The organism is Fibrobacter sp. UBA3629 (assembly GCF_002374005.1).
GTDB lineage: Bacteria > Fibrobacterota > Fibrobacteria > Fibrobacterales > Fibrobacteraceae > Fibrobacter.
This window is the reverse complement of record NZ_DFLC01000015.1, coordinates 86,530-112,365: the sequence shown is the minus strand read 5'-3', so window position 1 is coordinate 112,365 and position 25,836 is coordinate 86,530. Positions and strand designations below refer to the sequence as shown.

The 25,836-nt window shown below is 47.1% G+C and carries 21 protein-coding genes; 15 read left to right on the top strand and 6 right to left on the bottom strand.

What is annotated here, in order from left to right; genetic code table 11:
- Positions 1-14: 14 nt before the first annotated feature.
- Entirely contained in the window at positions 15-785 is a 771-nt protein-coding gene (locus B2310_RS05885) for a hypothetical protein (protein ID WP_290729484.1), read from the bottom strand.
- Entirely contained in the window at positions 779-1,786 is a 1,008-nt protein-coding gene (locus B2310_RS05880; RefSeq protein ID WP_290729481.1) for an MlaD family protein, read from the bottom strand. The genes B2310_RS05885 and B2310_RS05880 overlap by 7 nt, the downstream gene beginning before the upstream one ends.
- A gap of 82 nt (positions 1,787-1,868) precedes the next feature.
- On the opposite strand from B2310_RS05880, the gene B2310_RS05875 reads away from it, so the two are divergent.
- The 6 genes from B2310_RS05875 to B2310_RS05850 are packed head-to-tail and all read left to right on the top strand — an operon-like array spanning position 1,869 to position 8,430.
- Positions 1,869-3,077 (top strand): M18 family aminopeptidase, encoded by a 1,209-nt coding sequence (locus tag B2310_RS05875; RefSeq protein WP_290729478.1) that lies wholly within the window; start codon positions 1,869-1,871, stop codon positions 3,075-3,077.
- A gap of 30 nt (positions 3,078-3,107) precedes the next feature.
- Positions 3,108-3,557 (top strand): GtrA family protein, encoded by a 450-nt coding sequence (locus tag B2310_RS05870; protein ID WP_290725520.1) that lies wholly within the window; start codon positions 3,108-3,110, stop codon positions 3,555-3,557.
- 1 nt (position 3,558) lies between these two features.
- Entirely contained in the window at positions 3,559-5,211 is a 1,653-nt protein-coding gene (locus B2310_RS05865) for an NAD(P)/FAD-dependent oxidoreductase (protein WP_290725523.1), read from the top strand.
- A 3-nt stretch (positions 5,212-5,214) separates the two neighbouring features.
- Positions 5,215-6,969 carry a glycosyltransferase family 39 protein gene (locus B2310_RS05860; RefSeq protein WP_290729475.1) on the top strand — a complete coding sequence of 585 codons (1,755 nt, stop codon included), beginning with the start codon at positions 5,215-5,217 and terminating at the stop codon, positions 6,967-6,969.
- 46 nt (positions 6,970-7,015) lie between these two features.
- Complete coding sequence (locus tag B2310_RS05855; protein WP_290725530.1) at positions 7,016-7,726, top strand: tetratricopeptide repeat protein; 711 nt, start codon at positions 7,016-7,018, stop codon at positions 7,724-7,726.
- Complete coding sequence (locus B2310_RS05850; RefSeq protein ID WP_290729472.1) at positions 7,726-8,430, top strand: hypothetical protein; 705 nt, start codon at positions 7,726-7,728, stop codon at positions 8,428-8,430. The genes B2310_RS05855 and B2310_RS05850 overlap by 1 nt, the downstream gene beginning before the upstream one ends.
- 80 nt (positions 8,431-8,510) lie before the next feature.
- On the opposite strand, the gene B2310_RS05845 is transcribed toward B2310_RS05850, so the two are convergent.
- Positions 8,511-9,590, bottom strand: a complete 1,080-nt coding sequence (locus B2310_RS05845) for a virulence RhuM family protein (RefSeq protein ID WP_290729469.1) — start codon at positions 9,588-9,590, stop codon at positions 8,511-8,513.
- A gap of 173 nt (positions 9,591-9,763) precedes the next feature.
- On the opposite strand from B2310_RS05845, the gene B2310_RS05840 reads away from it, so the two are divergent.
- From B2310_RS05840 to B2310_RS05810, 7 genes are all read left to right on the top strand, one after another.
- On the top strand, positions 9,764-12,247 hold the full coding sequence (locus tag B2310_RS05840) for a type I restriction-modification system subunit M (RefSeq protein ID WP_290729466.1): 2,484 nt from the start codon (positions 9,764-9,766) through the stop codon (positions 12,245-12,247).
- A 99-nt stretch (positions 12,248-12,346) separates the two neighbouring features.
- Complete coding sequence (locus tag B2310_RS05835; RefSeq protein WP_290729463.1) at positions 12,347-13,708, top strand: restriction endonuclease subunit S; 1,362 nt, start codon at positions 12,347-12,349, stop codon at positions 13,706-13,708.
- Position 13,709: 1 nt separating this feature from the next.
- Entirely contained in the window at positions 13,710-14,750 is a 1,041-nt protein-coding gene (locus tag B2310_RS05830; protein WP_290729460.1) for a hypothetical protein, read from the top strand.
- Positions 14,743-14,946, top strand: coding sequence for a hypothetical protein (locus tag B2310_RS05825; RefSeq protein WP_290729458.1), 204 nt, complete (start codon positions 14,743-14,745; stop codon positions 14,944-14,946). Before B2310_RS05830 ends, B2310_RS05825 begins: the two co-directional genes overlap by 8 nt.
- On the top strand, positions 14,939-15,628 hold the full coding sequence (locus B2310_RS05820) for a hypothetical protein (protein WP_290729455.1): 690 nt from the start codon (positions 14,939-14,941) through the stop codon (positions 15,626-15,628). Before B2310_RS05825 ends, B2310_RS05820 begins: the two co-directional genes overlap by 8 nt.
- A 20-nt stretch (positions 15,629-15,648) precedes the next feature.
- Positions 15,649-17,610, top strand: a complete 1,962-nt coding sequence (locus tag B2310_RS05815) for a DUF262 domain-containing protein (RefSeq protein ID WP_290729452.1) — start codon at positions 15,649-15,651, stop codon at positions 17,608-17,610.
- Positions 17,592-20,111, top strand: coding sequence for a DUF262 domain-containing protein (locus B2310_RS05810; RefSeq protein WP_290729449.1), 2,520 nt, complete (start codon positions 17,592-17,594; stop codon positions 20,109-20,111). The genes B2310_RS05815 and B2310_RS05810 overlap by 19 nt, the downstream gene beginning before the upstream one ends.
- Positions 20,112-20,161: 50 nt before the next feature.
- On the opposite strand, the gene B2310_RS05805 is transcribed toward B2310_RS05810, so the two are convergent.
- The 3 genes from B2310_RS05805 to B2310_RS05795 are packed head-to-tail and all read right to left on the bottom strand — an operon-like array spanning position 20,162 to position 21,799.
- Positions 20,162-20,356 (bottom strand): hypothetical protein, encoded by a 195-nt coding sequence (locus B2310_RS05805; RefSeq protein ID WP_290729447.1) that lies wholly within the window; start codon positions 20,354-20,356, stop codon positions 20,162-20,164.
- Between the two features lie 2 nt (positions 20,357-20,358).
- Positions 20,359-21,231 (bottom strand): nucleotidyl transferase AbiEii/AbiGii toxin family protein, encoded by an 873-nt coding sequence (locus tag B2310_RS05800; RefSeq protein WP_290729444.1) that lies wholly within the window; start codon positions 21,229-21,231, stop codon positions 20,359-20,361.
- Positions 21,221-21,799, bottom strand: coding sequence for a type IV toxin-antitoxin system AbiEi family antitoxin domain-containing protein (locus B2310_RS05795; RefSeq protein WP_290729441.1), 579 nt, complete (start codon positions 21,797-21,799; stop codon positions 21,221-21,223). The genes B2310_RS05800 and B2310_RS05795 overlap by 11 nt, the downstream gene beginning before the upstream one ends.
- A gap of 185 nt (positions 21,800-21,984) precedes the next feature.
- Between B2310_RS05795 and B2310_RS05790 the strand changes: the two genes are divergently transcribed.
- A complete protein-coding gene (locus tag B2310_RS05790; protein ID WP_290729438.1) occupies positions 21,985-25,128 on the top strand; it encodes a type I restriction endonuclease subunit R in 3,144 nt (1,047 codons plus the stop codon).
- Positions 25,128-25,823, top strand: coding sequence for a M48 family metallopeptidase (locus B2310_RS05785; RefSeq protein ID WP_290729435.1), 696 nt, complete (start codon positions 25,128-25,130; stop codon positions 25,821-25,823). The genes B2310_RS05790 and B2310_RS05785 overlap by 1 nt, the downstream gene beginning before the upstream one ends.
- The last annotated feature ends 13 nt before the right edge of the window (positions 25,824-25,836 follow it).

Here is a 25,836-nt window from a genome sequence, read left to right as displayed (position 1 = left end):
CCCGGGGGTTGCAATCATTCCCCGCAGCGCTTTGCGTTGTTCGGGAGGCCCATCAGTTCGAACGCATTCTTGCAACGGAGCTTCAGGTCGGCCGCTTCGTCTGCCGGAGTGCTCTTGAGCTGCGAACGGTGGTAGAGGATAGTCGCGGTCATGTAGGGGATGTTGCCGCGGATGGATTTCTTCTCGGCTTCCCTGTAGAGCGAATCCGCGGTTCCCTTGCCCGAAAGGTCTGCCATGCGCGCCGCGGTCCAGGCGTAGAATCCGCCCTTCTTGTCGGAACGCTTCCCGACCATCTTGAGCGATTCCTCTGCGTCTTCGCTCCTGCGTTCTGCTGCCTGCGCGATGGCGCATTCGGAATAGAACGCCGCCTGCAGCGGGTCGTCGACCTTCTTTAACGAGTTGGGGTCTGCGGACCTGCAGAGTCCGAGGGCTTCGTCGAACTTGCCCTGCGCATTTGCGAGTGCCGCTTTCCCTTGGAGGAACAGGATTTTCGAGGTCTTGTCGAGAACTTCCTCGCGCACCTGGGCGAGCAGCGAATCGGCAAACGCGAAGTCGAGGCTCATGGTGCGGATTTGTGCCATGGCTATCAGCACGCGGGCTTCGGCCCGGAGGTCCGATTCCTTGCGGCTGGCGAGCAATGCGCGTTCGAGCTGGCCGTAGCTCTTGGCTATCTTGCCTGCATCGAGGGAACGCTGCGCGCGGGACGAGAGAATGCCCGATTCCGATGCGCTTGCAAGCGTTGCGAGCGAAAGTAGCGCTGCGATGCCGAACTTGCGAATTACCATAGCGTCTCCACCATGAACGGTACGGAATCCTTGCTAGGCATGTTCCTGCGGATGATCCACATGTTCGAAATGCCGGTCATGAGGTCGTCGGCGTTCTGCAAGGTCTGTTCGGTCGATTCCATGAAATCCGAAAGCCCGGTGGTCACCTGGCCCACTTCCTTAAGCAGGCCGTCCACCTTGCCCATCGTGTTGCCTACGTCGCCCATCAGGCCTTCGACGTTGCCCATGAGCTTGTCGACCTTGCCGGGCAGGGGCTTGAGTTCGTTCATCATCCCGGATACGTCGTCCGTAATCCCGTCGACCTTGTGCAAGAGTCCGGGGATGTCGCTGTGCAGCGTGTCGAGCAGGCTGGAAGTCTTGAAGAGGGCGGACTTTCCGGCAAGCGTAATGTCGTTGAGGCGGTGCAACTGCATGTTCAGGTTGTCGTAGAGGGTGCGCGAACCGAAGAGTGCGCCGACGGTCGTTCCCGTGTCCATTGCCATGGCGACAAGCGTGTCCGCCGCATCGATAAGTTCGTTGACGCGACCCAGGAGTTCGTTCGTGGTTTCGAGTACGGTCTCGATATCCTGGGCCTTGCCCGGGGTGATGTAGTCGCCGTCGTCGAGAATTCGGCCCTTGCCCTTCTTGACGTCGATGTTGATGACGCGCGCCGAGATCAGGTTCTGGTCGCGGATGGCGTAGACCTGTGCGCTGTCGGTAATCCAGCTCTGGAACTGCTTGCGGATGACGAATTCCATATGGACGCCGTCGCCTTCGATTTCCATATCCGAAATCTGGCCGACGTCGACGCCGTTAATCTGGACGCGGGTGCCGGGTCGGAGGCCGAGCGCCTTTTCGAAGGTGCTGTGGAGGCTGTATTCCTCGACGCCGATCATGCCGCTGGCAAAGAGCTTCGTATAGAGGACAATCCCGAAAATCGTAACTGCAACGGTAAAGAACACGCCGACCAGGAGGCCGGAGATTTCCATCCAGTTGATTTGTTTGACGGGCTTGAATATCATACTGCGAAATATATAAATATTTATTTTCAGTGTGCAAAGGCGGTTTCGTGTTTTTTATTTTGCAGGGAAAAGAGAGGTTTTTATGGAATTTCTGGATTTTCTGGACGGATCGGTCACCCCTTACCATACGGTCGAGGGAATCAGGGCGCTTTTGTCGCAATCCAAGGCTGGAAAACTGAAAATTTGGGAACGTGGCGGTGCGCTCGTCGCTGTCCGGGAACCCCAAGAAGCCTGTGCGGACTCGAAGTTCAGGATTGCGCTTGCCCATACCGACTTCCCGGCGCTCAAGGTGACCCCGAACCCGGATGTGCGCTCGGCGGGTATCCAGACACTCCATCCCGAAATCTACGGGAGCCCGATTTATACGAGCTGGCTCGACCGCGATCTGGGATACGCCGGAATTCTGGCGTACGGGGTTCGCGGAAAAATCGAGACGAAGGTGTTCCGTTCAGACAAACTTGTCCGCATTCCTCAACTGGCGGTCCACCTGAACCGAGGCGTGAACCAGGACGGCCTGAAGGTGAATCCGCAGACGGACCTGAATGCGCTGTGGACAAGCCGCGAGGGGGCGAAGTTTGTGGACGCGCTGAAAGGGGAACTACCCGAAGGTGCGGAGTTGCTCGATTTTGACGTGCAGTTCTTCGATGCGCAGCCTGCAAGGCTGGGCGGGCTCGATAATGAATGGATATACTCCGGCAGGCTCGACAACCTGAGTAGTTGCCATGCGGTTGCACTTGCGATGGCGAACGCCCCCGTGCCAAGGAAGGATTATCTGGTGGCCGCGTTCTTCAACAACGAGGAGGTCGGCTCCGAGACGCGCGAAGGAGCTGGCGGGAATTTCCTCAGGAGCGTCCTGGAAGAGGTTGCGCCGGATGTCTCCTTAAATAGGGCGCTTGCGTCTAGCCTTGCCCTTTCGATCGACATGGCGCATGCCGAACATCCGAACTTTACACAGAAGCACGAGCAGAACCACGCCCCGATTCTAGGAGAGGGAATTGTATTGAAGACAAATTCGCAAAAACGTTATGCGAGCGATGTTTTTTCGAATGCACGGTTCAAGATGCTCTGCAAGGAGGCGAAAGTCCCGTACCAGACATTCGTGATGCGTAACGACATGCCCTGCGGCTCCACCGTCGGGCCCACCGTTTCTTCTGCGCTCGGAATCCCGACAGTCGATGTCGGGGAGCCCATGCTCAGCATGCACAGTATCCGCGAAATGACTGCGGTAAAGGATCACGAGAGCATGATTGGCCTAGTTTCTGCCTTGTATGGCTGCGAAATCTTGGCCTAGTCTTTTTGGCTTAATTATATTTGCAGACGCGTGATTGCTGATAAGATAAAATCGCTACGAGACCGGTTCCCTCGCAAGTCCTTGCTGGGACAGTTCCTCCGTTACCTGGTGACGGGAGGGCTTGCCTTTGTAGTGGATTTCGGGCTGTTCGCGCTTTGCCTTTATGTCTGCGGATGGCATTACCTGCTCGCGAACCTCGTGGGACTTGTGGCGGGGCTTGTACTCAACTATACCATGAGCATCGTGTGGGTGTTTACCGCATGCGAGCGGACGCTCGAAAAGCAGAAGGTTGCCGAGTTTGTCCTGTTTGCCCTGGTGGGAATCGCGGGAGTCGGCATCAACCAGCTGCTCATGTACCTGATGGTCGATGGGCTTTCGCTGAACGAGATGGTGTCCAAGATGGTCGCCGCGGTTCTCGTGCTGATGTGGAATTTTGGGGCGCGAAAGCTTTTGCTTTTTAAAAAGAAGAAGGATGTGTAAAATGGCTCAGGAGAACGAATCGAAGAAAGTTGCTGTAATTGCGGGCGCCGGTCCTGCGGGACTTACGGCGGCACTGGAGTTGTTGCGTACCACGGACGTGAAGCCCGTGATATTTGAATCCGAGGATGTCATCGGCGGCATCTCGCGGACGGCACGTTACAATGGCAACCGCATGGACATCGGTGGCCACCGCTTCTTCAGCAAGAGCGATACCGTGATGGACTGGTGGCAGGGAATTCTGCCGCTGCAGGGTGTCGCCTCGAAGGACGATATCGCCATCGGGCGCAGCGTGCCTCTGGTTGCCGGAGGCCCCGATCCCGAGAAGACGGACTACGTGATGCTCTGCCGCAGCCGCCTCAGCCGAATCCTTTTCCTCCGCAAACTTTTCGATTATCCGGTGAGCCTGAACGGCGATACCATCCGCAACCTCGGGCTGTGGCGCATGTTCAAGATTGGCATGAGCTACATCAAGGTGCAGTTGCTCCCTGCCCGCAAGGAGAAGAGCCTCGAAGATTTCATGATCAACCGCTTCGGCGTGGAACTCTACCGCACGTTCTTCCGCGACTACACCGAGAAGGTGTGGGGCGTGCCGTGCAGCAAGATCAGCCCCGACTGGGGTGGCCAGCGCATCAAGGGACTTTCCATCACGAAGACCGTGGTGCACGCCGTGAAGCAGATTTTCGCCGGCAAGAAAAAACCGGCCGCGGGGGCCGCGAACGGAGCGGACATCCGCCAGAAGGATACTGAGACGAGCCTCATCGGGCAGTTCCTTTATCCGAAATTCGGGCCCGGCCAGCTGTGGGAAACAGTTGCCGAGAAGGTGAAGGAAGCGGGTGGCGAAATCCGCATGAACGAGAAGGTGGTGGGCGTGAACCGCACTGCCGACGGCAAGCGCGTCGAAAGCGTTGTCGTGGAAAGTATGGACGGCACGGGCGTCGTCATGCACGAAACGGTTGCCTGCGACTATTTCCTCAGCACGATGCCGGTGAAGGAACTCGTCTCCGCGATGGATAGCGAAAAGACTCCTGTGCCTGCCGATGTCAGGCGCGTCGCCGATGGCCTCGTGTACCGCGACTTCATTACCGTGGGCCTCCTGCTCGACAAGCTGCTCATCAAGAATCCGGCAAAGCCCGGCTCTCCCGAAAGCAAGCTCAAGTTCGTGGCCGACAACTGGATTTATGTGCAGGAGTCCGACGTGAAACTCGGCCGCATCCAGATTTTCAACAACTGGAGCCCTTACCTGGTGGCCGACCCCGAGAAGGTGTGGATCGGCCTCGAATACTTCGCCACCGAGGGCGACGAGATGTGGCGCATGCCCGACAAGGACTTCATCAAGTTTGCCATCGCCGAACTCGACAAGATAGATGTCGCCCGTCCCGAAGACGTGCGCGATTCCGTGGTGTTCCACATCAAGAAGGCGTATCCCGCCTACTTCGGCACCTACGGCGAGTTTGACAAGATCCGTGAATACGTGGACCCCATCGAGAACCTGTTCCTCATGGGCCGAAACGGCATGCACAAGTACAACAACATGGACCACAGCATGCTCAGCGCCATGGAAGTCGTGAAGTGCATCCGCGAGAACTCCGCTGACAAGACCGCGCTCTGGAACGTGAACAGCGAAGAAGAATACCACGAAGGCAAGAAGTCGTAGACCATGAAACGTGTCGTAGCTTTTTTCAAGCTCCCTGAACTCTATTGCGCCCTGCTGCTCGTGGCCTGTGTCGTCACGGGCGTTGCCATGCGCGTCTCCATTGACAATGTCGTGTTGACCAGGGACGGCGATCCCGAAAAGGTGAGCTTCCCGGTTGCGCAAAAGATGGCGGACGGCGAACTGTTCCAGGTGGAACTGGATATCCACAATCCCTTTAACGCCTCATACGACCTGCGCGTCGTTCCGGATGACTGCGCAGAAAGCATTGTCGTGAACGGGGAAGAAGTTGACGTGTCGGGCTTCCACGACCGTTGCAATTTCTCGAAGGGCTTCCTCCTGAAGGATAGCGTGCTTGCACCCCACAGGGTCGGGGACAAGGCGCACTTTGCGTTCAGCCTGAAGAACAACGGGGGCGATGCGGGCCTGAACCTGTTTGTCTACCAGAGTTCGGCGGCTGCCACTGCTTCGAATGTGGGGGCGGTCCTGTTCTTTGCGGTCCTGTGCCTCTTGGTTGGGCGTAGGCTTGGACTCCGCGGAGGGCTTCTCTTTGTTTTCTTCCTTGGCGTGGCTATCAGGACGGTTTTCTTTGCGAACATTCCCTACACGACTTATTCGAACGATGTCGACGGCCATGTCGCCTACGTGCAGTACGTTCTCGAAAAGCATGCCGTTCCGGGAGTCGATGACTGCTGGACCTGCTACCATCCGCCTGTTTATTATGTGTCGTCGGTGCCCTCGTTCGTGTTTGGCAACGGGATAGGCGTGGGCGGCACTACGGGATTGCAGACGTTTAGCCTGCTGCTCTCGGTGGCGACGCTCTTGCTTGGCTTGTTCTTCCTCAAGGGCTTCATGGGCGGTGCGGCGCTCGGGCTTTCTTCGCTCTTGTGGACTTTCTGGCCGTTGATGATTCTTGTCGCGCCCCGCATTGGCAACGACCAGATGTTCTATCTGATGCATGTCCTTTGCCTTTGGGGAGGTATCAACTATCTGAATAAGGGGAAAGGCAAGTACCTGATTGTGTCCGTTGTCGCTACGGCGCTTGCGATGTGGACCAAGACGACTGCCGTGGTGACGCTCGGGACGACGTTCCTGTTTGCCGTGTGCGGCTATGTCCACAATTTCCGCCGGCTTACCGCGTCCAAGTCCGAATGGGTGGCCTGGGGAATGTTTGTAGCCCTGATTGCCGGAATCCTCCTGCAGAAACTGCTGGGCGATGCCGACCTGGTGGGTAATTCGAGCGGCTTGAACGGACGTCTCAGGGTTGGCAACGAGGCGTTCAACTACATTTTCTTTGACCTGAAGTCCTTCGTGACGCATCCTTACACGAGTGCCTGGAACGAGGAATGGGGACGCGAGTTCTTCTGGAATTATGCGTTCAAGTCGTCGATGTTCGGTGAATTCGAGCTGGTGCGCAACGAGACCGGAAGGACGCTTGCGACCCTGATGAGCGTGTCTTTCCTCGGGATGCTCGTGTATGCTGCCCGCGGATTCTGGAAGGCGAGACTTGGCGCGATTCATTGGATTCTCCTTTTGCAGGGCGCGGCCTTCTTCGCTGCGCTCATGTTCCTGCGGATCAAGGTGCCGTATTCTTGCAGCAACGATTTCAGGTACATCGCACCGGTCATCTTGAGTTTCGTCCCGTTTGTCGGCTGGGGAGTTTCTCTAGAAGGGGCGTCGACCAAGTGGAAAGTGCTTGGTTATGCACTTGTTTCGTTGTTTGTCTTGAGCACGGCGATTTTGTATATTCTTGCCATGTAGAGAATACGAAGGCTTGAAAATGCGATTTTTTTTGATTTTAGTATGTGTGCTGTCGGTTGCCCTCTGGGCGCGGCCTATAAACGACGGCAATAAACTGTTCAAGAACGGCGACTATGCCGGTGCCTTGGAAAAGTACATGAAGGCCCGCGAGGCCGAACCCGCGAACCCGCTATTGTTCTACAATATCGGAACGTGCCAGTACAGGCTCGGCAATTACGAAGAGGCCAAGAAGGAACTCGAGAGCGCCGTGCGCATGCCCGACAAGAAGATGGCAGCGAAGGCTGCCTACAACCTCGCGAATACGCACTTCCGCATGGGCGAAAAGGCTGCCGAGGGTAGCGAACGCATTGCGGCCTGGCGCGAATCCGTAGCATATCTGAAAAAGGCAATCGACCTCGACAACAACTTCGAGAATGCGAAGAAGAACGTGGAAATTGTCCAGCGCAAGCTGAAGGAAGAACTCGACAAGCAGAAAGAGAACAAGGACCAGAATCAGGACCAGAACAACGACCAGAAACAGCCGCCGCTTTCCGACAAGGCGAAGGAAGTTCTGGCGCGCGCATTGCAACTTTGCAAGGACGGCAAGTACGCCGAAGCCAAGGAGATGCTCGAGAACCTGATTGCCGAGGACGAGACTGCGGGCCAGTTGAGCGGCCATGTGCAGCGCATCGACGACGTCATCGAAATCAAGGCCGGCCGCAAGCCCAAGGCGAAGATTGACGCTAGCAACACCGACAACGACCTGGAGGTGATCTGATGCGCGAAGAATTTAGACTTATGTCACCCTGGAGCGCAGCGATAGGGTCCATTGTGTTGATTTTGCTATTGTCCGCAGCAGCATTTGCCGCCCCGAAGAGCGCGAGCGCCTACTACAGCGATGCGGCCTTCCAGTACATCGAAAACCGCCTGCCTTCTGCCGAAATCACCTGCAACGAGGGCCTGCAATACTACCCGAACGACCAGAAGCTGCAAATGCTTCTTGACCGCATCAAGGAAGCCAAGGACGAGCAGAAGAACGAGAACAAGAAGAACGACAAGAACCAGGACAATAACCAGGACCAGAATCAGGATCAAAATAAAGATCAGAATCAGGACCAGAATAAGGACCAGCAGAACCAGGACCAGAACGGCGATGGCAATTCCAGCGGGTCTGAGAGTTCTTCGAGCCAGGGCGATGACCAAAACCAGAATCAGAATGGCGGTGGCCAGTCCAGCAGCAGCCAGGGCGGTGAAAGTTCCGACAGCAATGGTGGGCAACAGCCTGAACAGCAACCCGAGCAGCCGCAGGAAAATTCCAGCGACAGCCAGGGTGGCGAAGAACCCCAGGAACAGCCCGTGCAGATGGGCGAGATGAGCCCCGAAGAGGCTGCACAGCTCCTGAAGGATTTCGACGAGCAGAACGGCGAACGCAAGCCCTGGAAACCTATCCGCGGACAGGCAAGACCTGCGAAAGACTGGTAAGGCGAGCTCCGCGACGGCAAGCTTGCTTGCCGGCATGACCGAGGCGCCGTGTCTTGCGCTCAACGAGCGCAATGATTTCTTTATTTTTCATCTCGCAACAACTTCTCGAAAAGTGCGTGATACCCGGCGATATCTTCCAGCTGCATGATGGTCGTGATTTTGTTTCCGGCATCTTTTGAGGATGCCCCGCAGTGGAAAAGTTTCTCGCTGTCGGTGCCAAAATCCAGATAGATGTACCTGTCGTGGAACACGTTTCCCGTGGTGCGAACATCGCCAAGTTCAACATCTGGGCGAGCGGCCCTGAAGTCTGCCAGCATGCTCTCGGTCAGGCGGGTGCGACCGTGCTGTTCGCTGAAAATCTTGACAGAAACGTTCTTCTCCACGCACCGCAACAAATCGAGCGTCTTTACATCCAGGTAATCATCTACAATCAGCACTGACTTCTTCGCCATGCCGTAAATCTGCGTGTAGGCGACATCGGCCTCCAGCCGCTGCCCGTTCAGAATCAGAAAGTGCTTGAAGGTGCTCGGGTCGATGAAATTTGCCATGACCTTCTGGACGTCGTTGGACAATTGCTCGATTCTCTGATTTTGGGCGGAGTGGGCTGTATTGACGAAAAAATCTACGCGCTGCTCGACTGCTGTGAGTCGGGTATTGACGTTTTCAATCAGTTTTTGTTGAGTCTGGGGTGCCAGCATTCGCTGGTTTACAGCGTAGCCTTTGAGCATGTACTCTTTCAAAATGTTCAAAGCCCATTGACGAAAGCGCGTGCCCTGGATTGACTTTATTCGATAGCCTACAGAAATGATGACATCCAGGTTGTAGTTTTTTACGGCGTGAACTTGCGTTTTTCCAGTAATTGCGCCGTGTTGAGTGGTTGTCAAGTATTCCTTGACAACCACTTTTGGGTCTAATTCGCCTTCTTTGAAAATCCTTGCGATATGCAGGCTGATATTCTGCTTTGTGGCATGGAAAAGTTCCGCCATCTGCGCCTGCGTGAGCCAGACGGTCTCGTTTTCGACTCGGACTTCGATGTGGAATTCCCCACCCTCCGGCTGGTAAACGACAATTTCGTTCTTTTCGACAGCCGGCACTATATCCTTTTTCTTCATCGTCAACTCCTCTGGCATACAAGCGGAAAAATACCAAAGACTATACACTTGTGCACTAAATATAGATTCAAAAATCCAGTTTGTCAATAGGCCCGCGCGTTTTTTTAAAAGGGGGAGGCCGCCCCCTAAAACCCCGGACGCAACAAAAAAATCGCACCCCTCACCTCCATTTATATATATTTACGAAACAAACAAACCCCCTCTCTACCTAGCGTTTTTATATGGCTATCAAGAAGAACGAACTCTACTCTTCTCTCTGGGAATCTTGTGATAAACTGCGCGGCGGCATGGACGCTAGCCAGTACAAGGACTACATTCTGACGCTCCTTTTTGTGAAGTACGTGACCGACAAGTTCAAGGGTCAGAAGTACGCCGATATCAACGTTCCTGCAGGCGGTAGTTTTGATGACCTCGTCGCGCTCAAGAACAACAAGGACATTGGCGAAAAGATGGACAAGGCCATCGCGAAACTCGCCGAAGCGAACAACTTGACAGGCGTCATCGACAATGCAAAGTTCTTCGACAATTCCAAGTTCGGTAACGGCAAGGACATGGTGGATACCTTGACCGGCCTCGTGTCTATCTTTGAACGCCCGGAATTCAACTTTAGCAACAACAAGGCGGGCGGCGACGACATTCTGGGCGATGCCTACGAATACCTGATGCGTAACTTCGCTACCGAAAGCGGCAAGAGCAAGGGCCAGTTCTACACCCCGGCAGAAGTCAGCCGCATCTTGGCGAAAGTCATCGGCCTTGGGAAAGTCAAGAACAGGAACACCACCATTTACGACCCCGCATGCGGTTCGGGCTCGCTCCTCATCCGCGCAGCCGACGAGGCCCCCTTCGACATCGCCATTTACGGCCAGGAAAAAGAAACCACGACGGCGGGCCTTGCAAAAATGAACCTGGTTCTCCACAACAAGGCAAGTGGCGAAATCAAGTCGGGCAACACGTTCTCGAACCCGCAATACCTGGACAACGGCGCTCTGAAACGTTTCGACTTTGTGGTCGCGAATCCTCCGTTCTCGCTCAAGAACTGGACCGACGGCTTGCAGGAATTTGGCCGCTTCGACGGCTATGACGATCGCCCGCCCGAAAAGAACGGTGACTACGCCTGGCTCCTGCACATTCTCAAGTCGCTCAAGCCCACCGGCAAGGCGGCAGTGATTTTGCCCCACGGCGTGCTGTTCCGTGGCAACGCCGAAGAATCCCTCCGCAAGAACATCATCGATCGCGGCTACATCAAGGGCATTATCGGGCTCCCCGCGAACCTTTTCTACGGCACGGGTATTCCCGCCTGCATCATCGTGATGGACAAGGAAGACGCTGCCGAACGCCAAGGGAATAACGGCGGCATTTTCATGATTGACGCAAGCCACGACTTTGTGAAAGACGGCCCCAAGAACCGCCTGCGCGAACGCGACATTTACAAAATTGTGCAGACCTTCGTGAACCGCATTGAAGACGACCCCAAGTACGCGCGCTTTGTCCCGATGGAAGAAATCAAGGTCAAGAACGGTTACAACCTGAACATCCCGCGTTACATCGACAGCGGCGACGCCGAAGACGAACAGTCCATCGACGCCCATCTGAACGGCGGCATCCCCGCAGGCGACGTGGATTCCTTAAAACGCTACTGGAATATTTTCCCGGGCCTCAAGAGCAAACTCTTCAAGAAATTCCGTGCGGGCTATTATCAGCTCAAGGTAGAAAAAGACGAAATCCGCAGTGCAATCTTCAACGACGAAGAATTCAAGGCCTACGCCGAACAGATTGACAACGCCTTTGACGCATGGCTCAAGAAGTCTTCCAAGAAGTTGATGAACATCGACGGCACGGTAGATGTGAAGAAGTTTATCATAGAACTCTCGGAATCGCTGATAGACGAATTCCGCCACATTGAACTCGTGGACTTTTACGACGTTTATCAGGTGCTGCTCGCCTACTGGCAAGAGACCATGAGCGACGATGTTTTCGTGCTCAAGTACGACGGCTACATGGCCGGCGCCGAAATCGTGAAAATCTTCAAGAAGGAATCCAAGAATGGTTCGGCAAGCTCACCAACCGGAAAAAATGATGGCAAGAAAAAGGCCGAGCCCAAGGAAATCGGTTGGGAAGGCAAACTGTTGCCCAAGACCGTCATTGAGCGCGTTTACTTTGCCAAGGAACAAGCCGAAATCGAGCGTGCCAAACAAGTTGTCGCCGAAAGCGAATCCAGGCTCGAAGAATTCGTGGAAGAAAACAGCGGCGAAGGCAGCGTGCTGGCCGACTACGCCAAGGAAGAAAGCGAAGAACTGGACGCAAAGAAAATCGCCGCCAAGCTGAAGGAACTGAAAAAGCAAAAGGCAAGCAACAAGAGCGAAGAATTCGATGTGCTTGCCAAATACACCGAACTTGCCGCCACCGCGAAAAACCAGGCAGGCATCGTCAAGGAACTGAACAAGGCCCTGGACGAATCCGTCAAGAACAAGTATGCCGAACTCACCGAAAAAGAAATCAAGGACCTGCTCGTAAAACAGAAATGGAGCTTTGACATCTTTGAAGGAATTAAGAGCCTTTACGACACCACCAGCCACAAGATTGCAACCCGCGTGACCGAACTCGCCGACCGCTACGAAAACACACTCCCTGACCTCGAAGCAACCGTCGCCGACTACGAAACCAAAGTCAAGAACCACCTCAAAGAAATGGGATTCGAGGTATGATTAAGACAAGAGCCGAAAGATTGTCATCCTGGAGCGAAGCGATAGGATCCATGCGTGTCATCCTGAGCGGAGTGTAACGGAGTCGAAGGATCTAGCAGTATGAAAGAAACGAAATTCAAACAGACCGAGGTCGGATTGATACCAAGCGATTGGGAAGTGAAATTTTTGAGTGAAATAGGCTCTTTTTCGAAAGGTTCCGGAATTTCTAGAAGTGAGTCAAATAGCGGCAATCTGCCGGCTATTCGTTATGGAGAATTATATACTAAGCATAATGACTATATAAAAGCTTTTTATTCACATATTTCGAAAGAAGTGGCAAATAAGTCGACAAGAATTTATCGGGGAGATGTTCTTTTTTCTGCATCTGGAGAGACAAAAGAAGATATTGGAAAAACAGTCGCTTTTCTAGAATCAATAGAGGCGTATGCAGGAGGAGACATTATAATCATGTCTCCTAAATGTCCCGTCAATTCTATGTTTCTAGGATATATTCTGAATTTTCCTGCCATAGCCAAACAAAAGGCTATGAAAGCTCAAGGTGATGCCGTCGTTCATATTACTACAGATTCATTAAGGAAATTACAAGTCTGCATTCCTAAAACAACGAAAGAACAACAACGCATTGCAAACGCCCTCTCCGATGTTGACACCCTAATCGCGAACCTAGAAAAACTCATCGCCAAAAAGAAAAACATCAAACAAGGCGCAATGCAGCAACTCCTCACCGGCCGCAAACGCCTCCCCGGATTCGGATTAGACGAAAGAACGGGCTCACGCCCTACAGACGAAAGACGAAAGGAGTGTCATTCTGAGCGAAGCGCAAAACGCGAAGAATCCAGTGGCTACAAAATGACCGAACTCGGATTGATACCCATTGATTGGGAAGTGAAACCGATAAAGGAATTAGGGTTGTTTTTAGGAGGAGGAACTCCAAGCACCAAGAATGAATCTTTTTGGAAAGGAACTATCCCTTGGATTTCATCTGCGGATTTAAACGACGATGATATTGAACACATTTCAATGACAAGATTCATTACTCAAGAAGCCGTGAATTTCTCGGCAACGCAGATTTGCCCCCAGGGAACGATTCTCATTATCGCCCGTGTTGGAGTTGGCAAACTAGCTTTGTCTCAACAAAAAGTTTGCACAAGTCAAGATTTTTGCAATCTAATTCCCTCAAAAGAAAATGACTCCAAGTTTCTTGCATACGCATTACATCCTGTCATGAAACGAATGTCAAATGAATCGCAGGGCACGTCCATTAAAGGCGTCGCTGTAGATGAAATCAAGAAAGTTCAAATTATTGTTCCGTCTTCAAAAGACGAACAAACAGCCATCGCAAACGTCCTCAGCGACATGGACACCGAAATCTCGGCCCTCGAAACCAAACTCGCAAAATACCGCACCCTCAAAACCGGCATGATGCAACAACTCCTCACCGGAAAAATCAGGTTGGTATAATATGAGTAGGAAATCTACGAAAGAGACAAAGGTATATCCACTGAAAGTCGATATAGGAGATTTTGCTCTTGAAATTGCAGAGTCTTCTGAGAAGGTCTTGGAAGGCGAAGTATGCAATTATGAAGCCCAGACGAAATCATGGATCAAGGACAAAACAAAGTTCGCCTTTGAAACTCTCATGAAGAAGTATCCGGATGCAGTAAATATCGTTACTTCGTTTCCCAAAAAGGCAAGGGAAATTTTTGCCTTGGATGAGGATTTCTTTAAGGAAATGCTTGACAAGGGTTACGAAATTAAAAAGTTTAAGGGTGACCCAACTAGATTTGATTCCATGTTCAGAGACGCAAATAATGTCATCAAGAAACATGCAAAGCTAAAGAAGATGGAACTTCCTGCATCAAACCCCGCAGATTTTACACAAGCCCTTACGATGGCGGCAATGGCAAAACAAATTGAAAATTTGTCCATCGCTGTGGAAAATGTTGCAGAATCTGTCAATACAGTCCTTATTGGTCAATGGGATGACCGCCTGGCACTTACTGACGGTGCAAAACGTATTTTGTGGACTGCTCTAAATTGTGAGAATGAGAAGACCCGGCAAGATTTGTTATCTACGGCAATAGCACAAAACAGTATTGCTCACAGCCAAATTCAAAGATCCTTAAAATCTGAACTTGAAATGTGTAAGGATTTCAAGAAAAGAAAGAATGCAGAATGTCAAAAGATTTTAAGCCAAGTATATGCACATACCCAAGGATATTTTGATGCCTGCCGCACGCAATGTGTATTATTGAATGAGGCTCAAGAATTTAAGGCTCTTGCGGTGACAACGGAACAGATTAAATCCGAAATCGCAACTCTTTTTTCAAAAGAGACGTTGCTTTTGTTGAATAGTCAAACCGATAAAAAGGATGATTTGAATTTCTGGTCAAAGACCGTTGGTACCAATATTGAAAGAATCGAAGGCAAGCTGGAAAATATTGGAAAAAATGCAAAATTGCAATTAGAAAACAAACGAATTATGGAGATTGACAATGGCTGAGAAACTGTGGAATAAATGCAAAAAATGTGGGTGTGAGAAAATAGAAAATACCGACAAACTTTGCGAATCGTGTAAACGAAAAAAGAAAGAATTTTGGGATAAAGTAAAAGTTGCTGGTGGGGTGGTCGCCTGTGTAGTTATTGGGGTGGTCTCTACACTCCCTAATGTAATTTTAGGAAAGGATAAAAATGCATAATATTTGCCCTGTAACATTATATCATGGAACATCGTCTATTTTCTTGCCTAGCATCCTAGAGAATGGGCTAGGTGGAATCAATGCTGTTAAAGAATGGGGAATTCTTGAATTGGCAAGAGAGATCTTCCCTTATGTGGAAGAAAATTTCAAGGATGATTATAGGTTTGATTCTTTTAAAAAAATGGTAAAGCAAGAAGTTTATTCAATTGCACAAAATTATCAACATGGAGATGTTTATACCAGTGTAAGCCGAAAATTATCAGTTGAATATACCGCAAAAAAAAGATGGGGTTCTGAAATATTGACATATACTTTGGAATATTTACAAAAGCTAATTGACATAAACTACAAAAATGTTCGAGGTGAGATGTATCACAAATATCAAAACTTGTATGGATTTTTGCGTATATATTCATCTCCGCTATTAGTTGAAATTAGAGGCCTCTCTTACGACAACTTGCTGAATGAGGATGGTTCGCCAGTGGATTCAAAGACGAAGAATGATTTGCAGGAAATTTCAACCTACTGTTCCAAAAATAGTTCTGATGAAATTTTGCCAAGAATAAATTTTAGGCTAAAGAAAGTTGTAGACAAAGAAAATATCAGAGTTTCTCTTATTAATGTTAAAAAGCGAAGCTCTAATTCGATCGATAATTATGAATTATATCAATTAATGATTTGATTTTGGGAGGATGCAGTAGTATGAAACTGTGGAATGATGCCGAAAATAAAAGCATAAAACAAAAGCTGGATATGGTTTCTGTCAGTGAACTGATGGGAAACAGTTTTTATATACCTGATTACCAGAGAGGCTATCGTTGGACAGATTTTGAAGTGACGAAGTTGCTTGAAGATCTGAATGAATTTACCGAAAATTACGAAAGGGGGACTTTTTATTGTATGCAGCCCCTCGTTGTGTACTACAATAAGGGAAGGCAAGAATGGGAGGTGATTGATGGCCAACAACGTTTAACTACTTTGTATTTAATACTCTCGAGCCAAAAAAATGTTTTGCAGGCGTCTGCTAAAGATTTTGAGTTGTTTAATCTATCTTATCAAAGTAGACCCGACAGTGCTTCTTTTTTACAAAATATAGAAGAGAGTAAAAAAAATCAAAATATTGATTTCTTCCACATGTTTAATGCTTATAAAACTATTGAGAATTGGCTTGCCGAAAGAAATTTGCAATTTGACCTCCCGTCAGATATTTTGAATTACAGTAATTCAGAGAAAAAGCCAATGGTAAAATTTATTTGGTATGATGTTACTGATGAAATTGAAGCTGGTACAAATTCTAGTGAAGAAATTTTTTCAAGACTGAATGTTGGCAAAATAGGATTGACTAATGCAGAACTAATTAAGGCACTTTTTCTAAATACAGTAAAAAAAGAAAATGCGGATATTGAAGGCGATGTTGTAAAAAATAGACTTATTGATGCACAGCAAAGTAAAATAGCTGTTGAGTGGGATGAAGTTGAGAATGCTCTGCAAGATCAAAATCTATGGTCCTTTGCATATGGGGAAGATGATAAGAAGTATAGTACTAGAATAGAATTTTTATTTGATATTTTGAAGGAAAAGAAAAAGAATGAAGAAAATGATTACTTTACATTCAACGAATATTTAGATCAATTTAAAAAATGTGAAGAAAATCCAACATTAACTCCCAGACAAGGCACTTCTTTCGCATGGAAAGAATTGATGGATTTGTATCATCTAATAAGAAATTGGCATGAAAACAGAAACATATATCATTTGATTGGTTATTTGCGATATAAAAAAATCGAAATTTTAAAAATTCGTGAACTTCAAGATGAAGCGGACTCAAATAGTTCTTTTGAAGCGAGTTTAAAAAAGAAGATAAAAGAAGTAATGGAAAAAGAGATTGATGAAATAGAAAATCTTAATTATAAAGAGAATTCTAGAACATGTCTGAGAGATACATTGTTATTGTTTAATGTTATGACGGCGTATAATTGTAAGGAAAAAGATTTGAAATTTTCATTTAAAGATTTTTATGAAAAAGATTGGGATCTTGAACATGTGCGCTCACAAACACCCAAAGATCCTTCGGGCGCGGCAAGAACGGACTGGATATTAACATGCTTGCAATATTTTTCTGGGATACCATTAGATCCTGTAGTTGACGAGGTGGAAAAAGAGAATGAAAAACGAAAGGAAAATGGAGAACGGCTTTTTAATAGTAAGGAATTTGCAAAAAAAATAGCCGACAACTATAAAATTTTAATAGATGAAAATAAGGAACAACTTGAGCAGGAATGCGTGAATGGAAATTCTTTATGGGAATTGTGTGAACCATTGAAATTTTTGTTGGATAGTGAACAGGATGTCACAGAAACGGATATTTATAAAAAACTACGTGATGATGTTTTTAAAGAAAGTTCAACGTTTAATAACGAGCATAGTATATCTAATTTGGTGCTTTTAGACAGTACAACTAATCGAAGTTATGGAAATGCCTTTTTTCCTGTGAAAAGAAAACGAATTCAAGAACGAGAAAAAAATGGTGTTTACATTTTACCATGTACAAAAAATGTCTTCTCAAAAGCATATAGTATTAATTTATCCGATTTAATGAATTGGAATGATTCTGATGCAAAAAATTATTTGAAGGAGATGAAAGAATGTCTTTCCAACATTTGAGTTTTGTCGATTTATTTAAAAAAGAACATTTGGTTGTTGAAATACCGATGTTGCAACGTGATTATGCTTATGGACGAGAAGAAGAGTCCGAAAAAAGAGATGAATTTCTGACAAAACTATATGAATACTTGGTCACTTCGGATTTTAGCCATGAACTAGATTTTGTTTATGGTTCAATTGATTCCTCTTATGGATACAAAATCTTAACGTTGTTAGATGGTCAGCAGCGAATAACAACATTGTTTTTGCTTCATTGGTACTTTGCCTTGGCTGCTGGGAAAGAGACTTTTGAATCTTTTAGGCAAATGATGTGGGATGATTCCAAATTGTCCTCAAGATTTACTTATAAAACTAGATTCTCCTCAAGTGATTTTTGTAACAGCCTGGTAAATCTGCGCATAAAAAAGAATGATGTTTCTACGAATCACTGGATTGATCGTGCAGAATACTTTATAGATTTGTTAAAAAAGGGTGAATTAAATTCTCAAGCAATAAAAGATGAAAAATGGTTTTTTTTGCATTGGAATACAGATCCGACGATTTTAAACATGTGTTGCATGATTGATTCAATTGCAAAGAAGTTCCCATATGATATTGCAAAAGAAATCTATAAAAAATTGGATAATAGTGGAAGTGGAGCTTGTATAACATTCAATTTCCTAAATATGGGCGAGTATAAACTTACCGATGAACTATACATCAAGATGAACTCGCGTGGGAAACCGTTAACACGATTTGAGAATTTAAAATCAAAAATATTGCACAGGATAGATTCTATAGAAAGCTTATCTAAAACACAATCGTTTCTATCGGAAATAAATGTTCGAGATTCTAAAAATTATGCAAAACTTCGTGACTATGTGGCATTGATGATAGATACTAAGTGGACGGATATATTTTGGGATGAATGGAATAAAACTGGCGTAAAAGAGTGTACAGTTGATGAAATGATGCTTAGCTTTATAAGCAATTATATTATATACCGTAACATAATTCACACAATGTCTCAAAGTGGGGTAATGTCTATTTCTAGAAACGATCCCCTTAAAATTGAAATTGAAAGCATGATGAAGCTGAAGAACAAGGTTTCTTATGAAAAGCTTCTTGGTATATTGTTTGAGCAAAATAATGATCATTTTTTTGATTTAGTGCGATTACTGGATTTATTGTCTGAAAAAGATCAAAATAATAATTGTCACTTGAGAAAATACTTCTCGAATCCCCTTTGGTTTTTTGACGAAGAAGCATTTTTTGTTAAAGTTGCAAATGATTATGAAAAGAATGTGGATTATGGTAATAAGGTGATTTATTTTGGATATTTAGATTATCTGATAAAAACTAAAGGAAACATAAACCAAAATGAATTTGAAGATTGGATGCGCTTTGTTTTTGCCGTTGTGAAAAATAGCACCAACTTGGCGAATACAGCAGATACATATTGCAATAGTTTGAAGGGCCTAGAATATCTATATGATAAAAATATACAGGTTTCATTAATCCAAAAGGATATAGATCAAGTTGTAACCTTGGATCATTATCAGTTGGAGCAAGAAGTTCTTCAGGCGACTTTGTCTAACAACCCAATATGGAAACAGGCTTTTGTAAAAGCTTTTGATGAGTTAAAATATTTTAATGGACATTTTTATTTTGAAATTTATGATTGCTGTAACTTGTCTGCAACGGATGTTGGCGACGCCTCTAAAATAGCATGTTTTAACAACTATATTGACCGTGTCCGTTCCATTTTCCCCGATATGAATGGATGTTCTTTTGATTTATATTTGATTCGTGCAATGTTATCAAAGGGTGATTATAAGGTCCTTTCCAATAGTAATTATTCTTTGTTACAAAATAATGGTCGTGATTTGTCTTGGCGAAGGCTACTAAAAAAAGAAGATAACGATTATTCGCAAAAAAAATATTTCAAAGATATTCTGGATGACCCGTTATTTAATGTGCAGAACGTCAAAAATTCATTAGATTTGATTGCAAAAAATAGGAGTTCGGCAATTGAAAAATGGCGTTTGGCTTTTATAGATAATCCTGAAATTTTTGATGGACTTGGCCCTGATCGTTTTATGCGTTGGAATGATAAGAGTGGAGTGTCACATTCTCGTAATAATGTTGATAATTATGAAATTGATTTGATCACTAAAAAGAATATTACTAGCGACCATGAAGAAATATTCACTTATGTTGTTTACAAACGATTGGCAGGTACTCCATTAAATGTTTCTTATAAACGCACTTGTCGAGAAAATGAACCGCCTTATTTTAAATGTGAGTATCGGTCGGCTCCATATATAGTTTCTGTTTCAATTTATTACATTGATGATTCAAAATATAGGCTGATAATATCAGATTTACCTAATTCAACTAGGCAAAAGGATGAGGCTGTGTTATTGCAAAATGGTTTCTTCAAAAATGGAACAGCCTACGAAAAAATAGAAACCGAATCTAATATAGACTCCTTCTTACAAAATCTTTCCGCAGCCTTATAAAGCGAGTGCTGAAATAGAAAGCAACTAGTTCCAAAATGGAACTAGTTGCTTTATTTCTTTTCACCTGTATTGGAAACCACAAAGAAACTATTGTATTCCGACATAAAGGCTTCTGCACCCTGTCGAATATCGTCTAGGATTTCCTTGTGCGACATCTTGGAATGCCGCAGGGAATTGTATTCGCGCAGTTTGCGGATGTCTTCTGCATCAAAGCGATTGCTTAAGTTAGGGAATTCTATGGTCATGTTTACCCCAGCGTCTCTTTTGTCCAATACATTCCTAGCCTGTCACGAATCAAATTCATCACATCTTCAAAATTCAATGGATTTGTGTATTTGATTTTGTGTAAAAAGTTATTCCAGAGTGCAAGTCTTGATTCGTCACGGGCGAATTTGGCGGAAAAAAGGTTTGCATTGGAAGAATATTCCGTTTTCCTTGCACGGAATGTCGCCTTGATGGCAGATTCAAGAACTTGATTGTCTATCTTGTGATTTGTCAAAATCTGATAGACATCAAAGAAATCCTTCATCCGGCTATTGCTTTCGTCGCGGGCAATCATGGCATGAAATTTTTCCGCAACAATTGATTCAATTGAATAGACGAAAATATTCGCTTTAGGCAAATTGTCGAGAAGTGTGGGGTATGCCATTTCTTTTACGCCAACAACCGAATCTCCGAAACCAACGTCGATGGCAACCCACTGGCGAATAGAATCCAGATTTGCTTGTATTTTCACATGAAGTCCGAGATATTCCTTGTCGTTCATGATGTCTTCAACTTGAATGGAATCGATGTCAAAAGTAATGCCATCTTCAGGACACGTTTGCGAACATATATCTGCAAACATGGAGCGGAGCAGTTCTGGCTTTGAAGGGAAATTTATGCCAAGCAAATCCACATCCAAAGTCGGGCGTGCAATTATAGGATTCAAAGCGAACAGTAATGAACCGCCCTTCAAATAGAACGAAGACCTGTGCTTGCTTTTAGCGAGCCGATACATCAAGCGTTCATGAAAGAAGCGTATGAGAACCTGCTGGTAGTTCCCATGCGTTTTTCTTGTCTGCTCCAGTAGACGATTTCGCACTGATTTTGCAATATCCTGAACCATCTTAAATCCCAATCTCCAAATATGTTTTCAGGGTTGCGGCGACTCTAAGTTTTTTTGCATATTCTATGAGTTTCGCGATGTTCCTGTCGGTGCGATGCAGGTATGTCTTGAGAATCTCGGCGCATACATCCAAGCCGATTTTATTACGGTATTTGATGGCGTCGCAGACGGAGCGTTCCAGGTCGGTGACGCGTACCTTGTGGCCATGGACTTCCGCCGCTGTGGTTCCGAACTCTAGCAGATGATCTGACCAGTAATAAAGCGTTACTGGGGGGAATTCGGGCAATACGAGCTTGCGTTTGCGTGGGATGGCGATGCAAAATGCGGAGGGAATCTGCGTAGTCAGCTCGTAATGCTCCCACGCGGAGTACATGCACAGCACGCCGCCAGGCACAAGAACATCTATGTCGAGCATGGTATCTGCCAGCGAGGCTGGCTCAGCGAACACTCCGGGGCGCAGGCGAAGCAGCTCGCCAGACTGGACTTTTTGCAAGGCCTGGTGATACTGGTAGGCGCTCATGTTTTCGCGAACCATGAAGCCTTCGGTGTTGCCAATTTCTTTTCCGTCGTATTTGGGCATATCTCTAATATAATAAAATTACGGCGATTTTGCAAATATGCCGTAGAAAATTTAATGTTTTCGGATGATTTCAGGCCGAAATGTGCGTTTTTGGTGAAATTCGGGCAATTCTGTCGTCGCCTTTTATTGAATGCGCGTTGCCAAGTAGTCGAAAATATATATTTTGGTAAAATTGGAATTAGACAATGGCCGAACCGAATATCAACATTCCCGAACGCAAGACGCAGGCGAAGGTAATCAAGTTCTTCAAGGACGAATTGCATTACGATTACCTGGGCAATCTGTGTGAAGTGCCGAACAAGAACATTCGTGATGATGACCTGTTCGCGTTCTTGGTGGGCCAGCAGCACTATTCGGAAACGGTTGCACGCAAGGCCATCGCCGATTTGCAACATGCGGCGGGCGACTTACAGCAAGGTTTATATTCTGCGAACAAGACGGTTTACAGTTTGCTGAAGTATTCGCACCCGGTTTCTGATGCGGATGGCGAAAATATCAGCGTCTATTACATTGATTTTAAAAATCCGGCCAACAACCATTTTGCCATTGCCGAAGAGGTGACGGTTAGCAGTTCTTTCGGTTCCAAGCGCCCGGACCTTGTCGTTTATATAAACGGCATTGCGGTCGCAGTAATTGAACTCAAGAAGAGTTCCGTTTCTGTCGCCGATGGCATTCGCCAGAACCTGACGAACCAGAAGCAGGACTTCATTGAGTCGTTCTTTACCACGATTCAGTATTGCCTGGCGGCAAACGAAAGCGAAGGTGTCCGCTATGGGACAATCGCCACGCCAGAGAAGAAGTACTTGACCTGGAAGCAGGAGGCGTTCCGCGAACGCTTGCAAGAACTTGACGACAACGATTTGATTATCGATGATAAGAGTTCGTCGTTTGACGGCGTTCTTTTCGAGAGTCTTTATTCGCTGTTCAACAAGGTCCGCTTCCTAGACTTGATTCATAACTTTATCATTTTTGATAATGGTGTAAAGAAGGTCTGCCGCTACAATCAGTATTACGCAATTCACCGCACGTACAACAGGGTTACCACGCAAAAGAAGGGCGGTATTGTATGGCACACGCAGGGTTCGGGCAAATCGCTCACGATGGTCTGGCTTGCCAAGCGCCTGTTGCTGAACAATCCGAGTCGCAGAATTTTGATTGTCACTGACCGCGACGAACTAGATGACCAAATAGAGCAGTTGTTCAAGGGTGTGGAAGAAAAGATTATTCGCACCAAGAGCGGTCGCGATTTGTTGGACCGTTTGAATTCTACCGAAGGTTCTATCATTTGTTCGCTGGTTCACAAGTTCGGTCGCCGCGGCGGCGAAGTTACCGACGGTGATTACGAAAAGTTCTTGAAAGAAATCAAGGATTCGCTACCGCCGAACTTTAGCGTGAAAGGCGATTTTGTTGTATTCGTGGATGAGTGCCACCGCACACAATCGGGCAAGTTGCACAAGGCGATGACTGCTTTGATGCCTAAGGCGATTTTCGTGGGCTTTACCGGCACGCCGCTTTTGAAGAAAGACAAGAAGACGAGTCTGGAAGTTTTCGGAAGTTACATCCACACGTATAAATTCGACGAAGGTGTACGCGACCACGTGATTCTTGACTTGCGTTACGAAGGCCGCGATGTTCCGCAAGATCTCCGCTCTCGCGAAAAGATTGATGAATGGTTTGATTTGAAAACGCGTGGCATGACGCCTGTCGCGAAGGCAAAACTGAAAGCCCGTTGGGCGAATATGCGCACGGTTTATTCGTCTTACGACCGCCTGAAAGCGATTGCGAACGATATCATCCTTGATTTTGCAAAGGATGCCCGTTTGGCGGAAGGTCGCGGAAACGCTATCCTTGTCGCGGATTCCATTTTTACGGCTTGCCGCTTCTACGAAATTTTTCAGGCATTGGGTTTTAAGAAATGCGCTATCATTTCTTCTTATACGCCGAATCCGGGCGACCTGCGTACCGATACGGTTAGCCTCGATGAGGATACGGAAACTTTCAGGAAATACCAGATTTACCTGAAGATGGTCGGAGTCGAAGAAGGCGACGATACTTCCCGCATCGACAAGAAGGTGGAAGCTTTTGAAAAGGAAGCCAAGCGCAAGTTCGTTGAAGAACCGGCTAACATGAAGTTGCTCATTGTAGTCGATAAGCTGTTGACTGGTTTTGATGCTCCTCATTGCACATATCTATATATCGACAAAAAGATGCAGGACCATGGCCTGTTCCAGGCAATTTGTCGCGTGAACCGTTTGGATGACGAGACGAAGCCTTTCGGTATCATCATCGACTACAAGGAACTTTTCGACGATGTGACCGACAGTATGAACAAATACACATCGGGGGCATTCGAAGGTTACGATGACAGCGATGTCGATGGTTTGATTAAGGACCGTGCGACTGAAGCCGAGAAATATTTCAACAAGATTCTTGAAGAAATCGAGACGCTTTGCGAAGACGTGAAACCGCCTAAGGAACAGTCGGACTACATTCACTTTTTCTGTGGCGAAAATATCAGTTGGTTGAACAATCCGGAAGAATTTGAGGCACTTGCCCGCCTGCGTGAACGTTTCTATTCGTTGGCGAGCAGCTTGGCACGTGCGTTTGCCGAGTTGAAATCGCAAATTCTGTCGTTACCCTATACCGAAGCCGAATGGAACGAAAAAGAAAAGCGTACCAATGATTATGTAAATCTGCGCCAGACAATTATGCAGGCGAGTGGCGACTTTGTGGACTTGAAGGCTTGCGAGCCCGACATGCGCCACCTCATTGACAATTACATTGCCGCTGGCGATTCGACAAAGATTATTGAATTTGACGACACGACCTTGCTGGATATCATCGAACTTTGCAAGTTTGATTTGACGGCTGGCAAGAAGAAGGTTCGCGAAAGCGCTGCCGAAAAAATCGAGAACAACATCCGCCGCAAAATCGTTGACCAGATAAATGTCAACCCTGCGTACTACAACAAAATGTCAGAAATTCTTGACCAGTTGATTGAAGAACGCAAGAACGGCCTGATTGAATACAAGAAGTTGCTGGAACGCTATATTGAGTTTGCCAAGAAGGTGAATTCATCGGCTGCAAGCGAAGATTATCCGGCCTCCGTCAAGGGAAGTGCTGCAAAACGCGCAATTTATGACAACTGCGGAAATGATGAGGACATGACGAATAGAATTTACGATGCCGTTATGAGTAGCATGCAAGCCGATTTCCGTAACAGCCCGGTGAAAATCAACAAGATTAAGCGCGCTCTATCCGAAGTCTTGGACGATGATGCCGAAGTTGATCGCGTTTATGAACTCATCAGCAAGCAGAGTGAGTTCTAATGCGGATGCAAGTGTCGGGCATTACAGTTGCCGTTACAAAAAAGGATATCAAGAACATTCACCTCTCGGTGATGCCGCCCGATGGCGCTGTGCGAATTTCTGCACCGCTGAACCTTTCTGATGAATCCATCAAGATTTTCGTGCGTACCAAGGTTGCCTGGATTAAACGCCAACAAGAAAAATTTGCAAATCAGGCGCGCTTGAGCGAACGCGAATACGTTTCCGGCGAATCCATTTTTATTTTCGGTCGCCAGTATTATTTGCGAGTAGAACACGACCGCGTGAATGGATTTGTAATCGACGGGCAAAATGTGATTCTGACAGTTCGCGAAGTAAGCACCGCACAACAGCGCGAAAACTACGTGAACGAAAAACTCCGCGAAATGCTTGTCGCCGAAATTGAAAAACGCTTACCCGCTTGGGAAAAGAAAACACACCTAAAGTGCAACGGCTGGCAGACAAAAATTATGCAGAACAAGTGGGGCAGTTGCAACCCCGCAGGGAAACTCTGGTTCAATCTGCATTTGGCACACACACCCATCCGCTGCCTGGATTACGTGATACTGCACGAACTCCTGCACCTGAAAGTCCGCCACCACAACAAAGATTACATCGCGCTGCTCGACAAGTACATGCCCTTCTGGCAAGAAGTCCGCAAGGAACTCAACGATTTTGTCTTGATGCCGATGAAATAAGATGTTAGGTTTA

Coding starts and splice junctions, on each gene's coding strand:
- B2310_RS05790 (WP_290729438.1), top strand. CDS start 21,985: ATGGCCGAACCGAATATCAACATTCCCGAACGCAAGACGCAGGCGAAG.
- B2310_RS05815 (WP_290729452.1), top strand. CDS start 15,649: ATGAAACTGTGGAATGATGCCGAAAATAAAAGCATAAAACAAAAGCTG.
- B2310_RS05865 (WP_290725523.1), top strand. CDS start 3,559: ATGGCTCAGGAGAACGAATCGAAGAAAGTTGCTGTAATTGCGGGCGCC.
- B2310_RS05840 (WP_290729466.1), top strand. CDS start 9,764: ATGGCTATCAAGAAGAACGAACTCTACTCTTCTCTCTGGGAATCTTGT.
- B2310_RS05810 (WP_290729449.1), top strand. CDS start 17,592: ATGTCTTTCCAACATTTGAGTTTTGTCGATTTATTTAAAAAAGAACAT.
- B2310_RS05860 (WP_290729475.1), top strand. CDS start 5,215: ATGAAACGTGTCGTAGCTTTTTTCAAGCTCCCTGAACTCTATTGCGCC.
- B2310_RS05830 (WP_290729460.1), top strand. CDS start 13,710: ATGAGTAGGAAATCTACGAAAGAGACAAAGGTATATCCACTGAAAGTC.
- B2310_RS05795 (WP_290729441.1), bottom strand. CDS start 21,799: ATGCCCAAATACGACGGAAAAGAAATTGGCAACACCGAAGGCTTCATG.
- B2310_RS05835 (WP_290729463.1), top strand. CDS start 12,347: ATGAAAGAAACGAAATTCAAACAGACCGAGGTCGGATTGATACCAAGC.
- B2310_RS05850 (WP_290729472.1), top strand. CDS start 7,726: ATGCGCGAAGAATTTAGACTTATGTCACCCTGGAGCGCAGCGATAGGG.
- B2310_RS05880 (WP_290729481.1), bottom strand. CDS start 1,786: ATGATATTCAAGCCCGTCAAACAAATCAACTGGATGGAAATCTCCGGC.
- B2310_RS05820 (WP_290729455.1), top strand. CDS start 14,939: ATGCATAATATTTGCCCTGTAACATTATATCATGGAACATCGTCTATT.
- B2310_RS05805 (WP_290729447.1), bottom strand. CDS start 20,356: ATGACCATAGAATTCCCTAACTTAAGCAATCGCTTTGATGCAGAAGAC.
- B2310_RS05875 (WP_290729478.1), top strand. CDS start 1,869: ATGGAATTTCTGGATTTTCTGGACGGATCGGTCACCCCTTACCATACG.
- B2310_RS05785 (WP_290729435.1), top strand. CDS start 25,128: ATGCGGATGCAAGTGTCGGGCATTACAGTTGCCGTTACAAAAAAGGAT.
- B2310_RS05825 (WP_290729458.1), top strand. CDS start 14,743: ATGGCTGAGAAACTGTGGAATAAATGCAAAAAATGTGGGTGTGAGAAA.
- B2310_RS05885 (WP_290729484.1), bottom strand. CDS start 785: ATGGTAATTCGCAAGTTCGGCATCGCAGCGCTACTTTCGCTCGCAACG.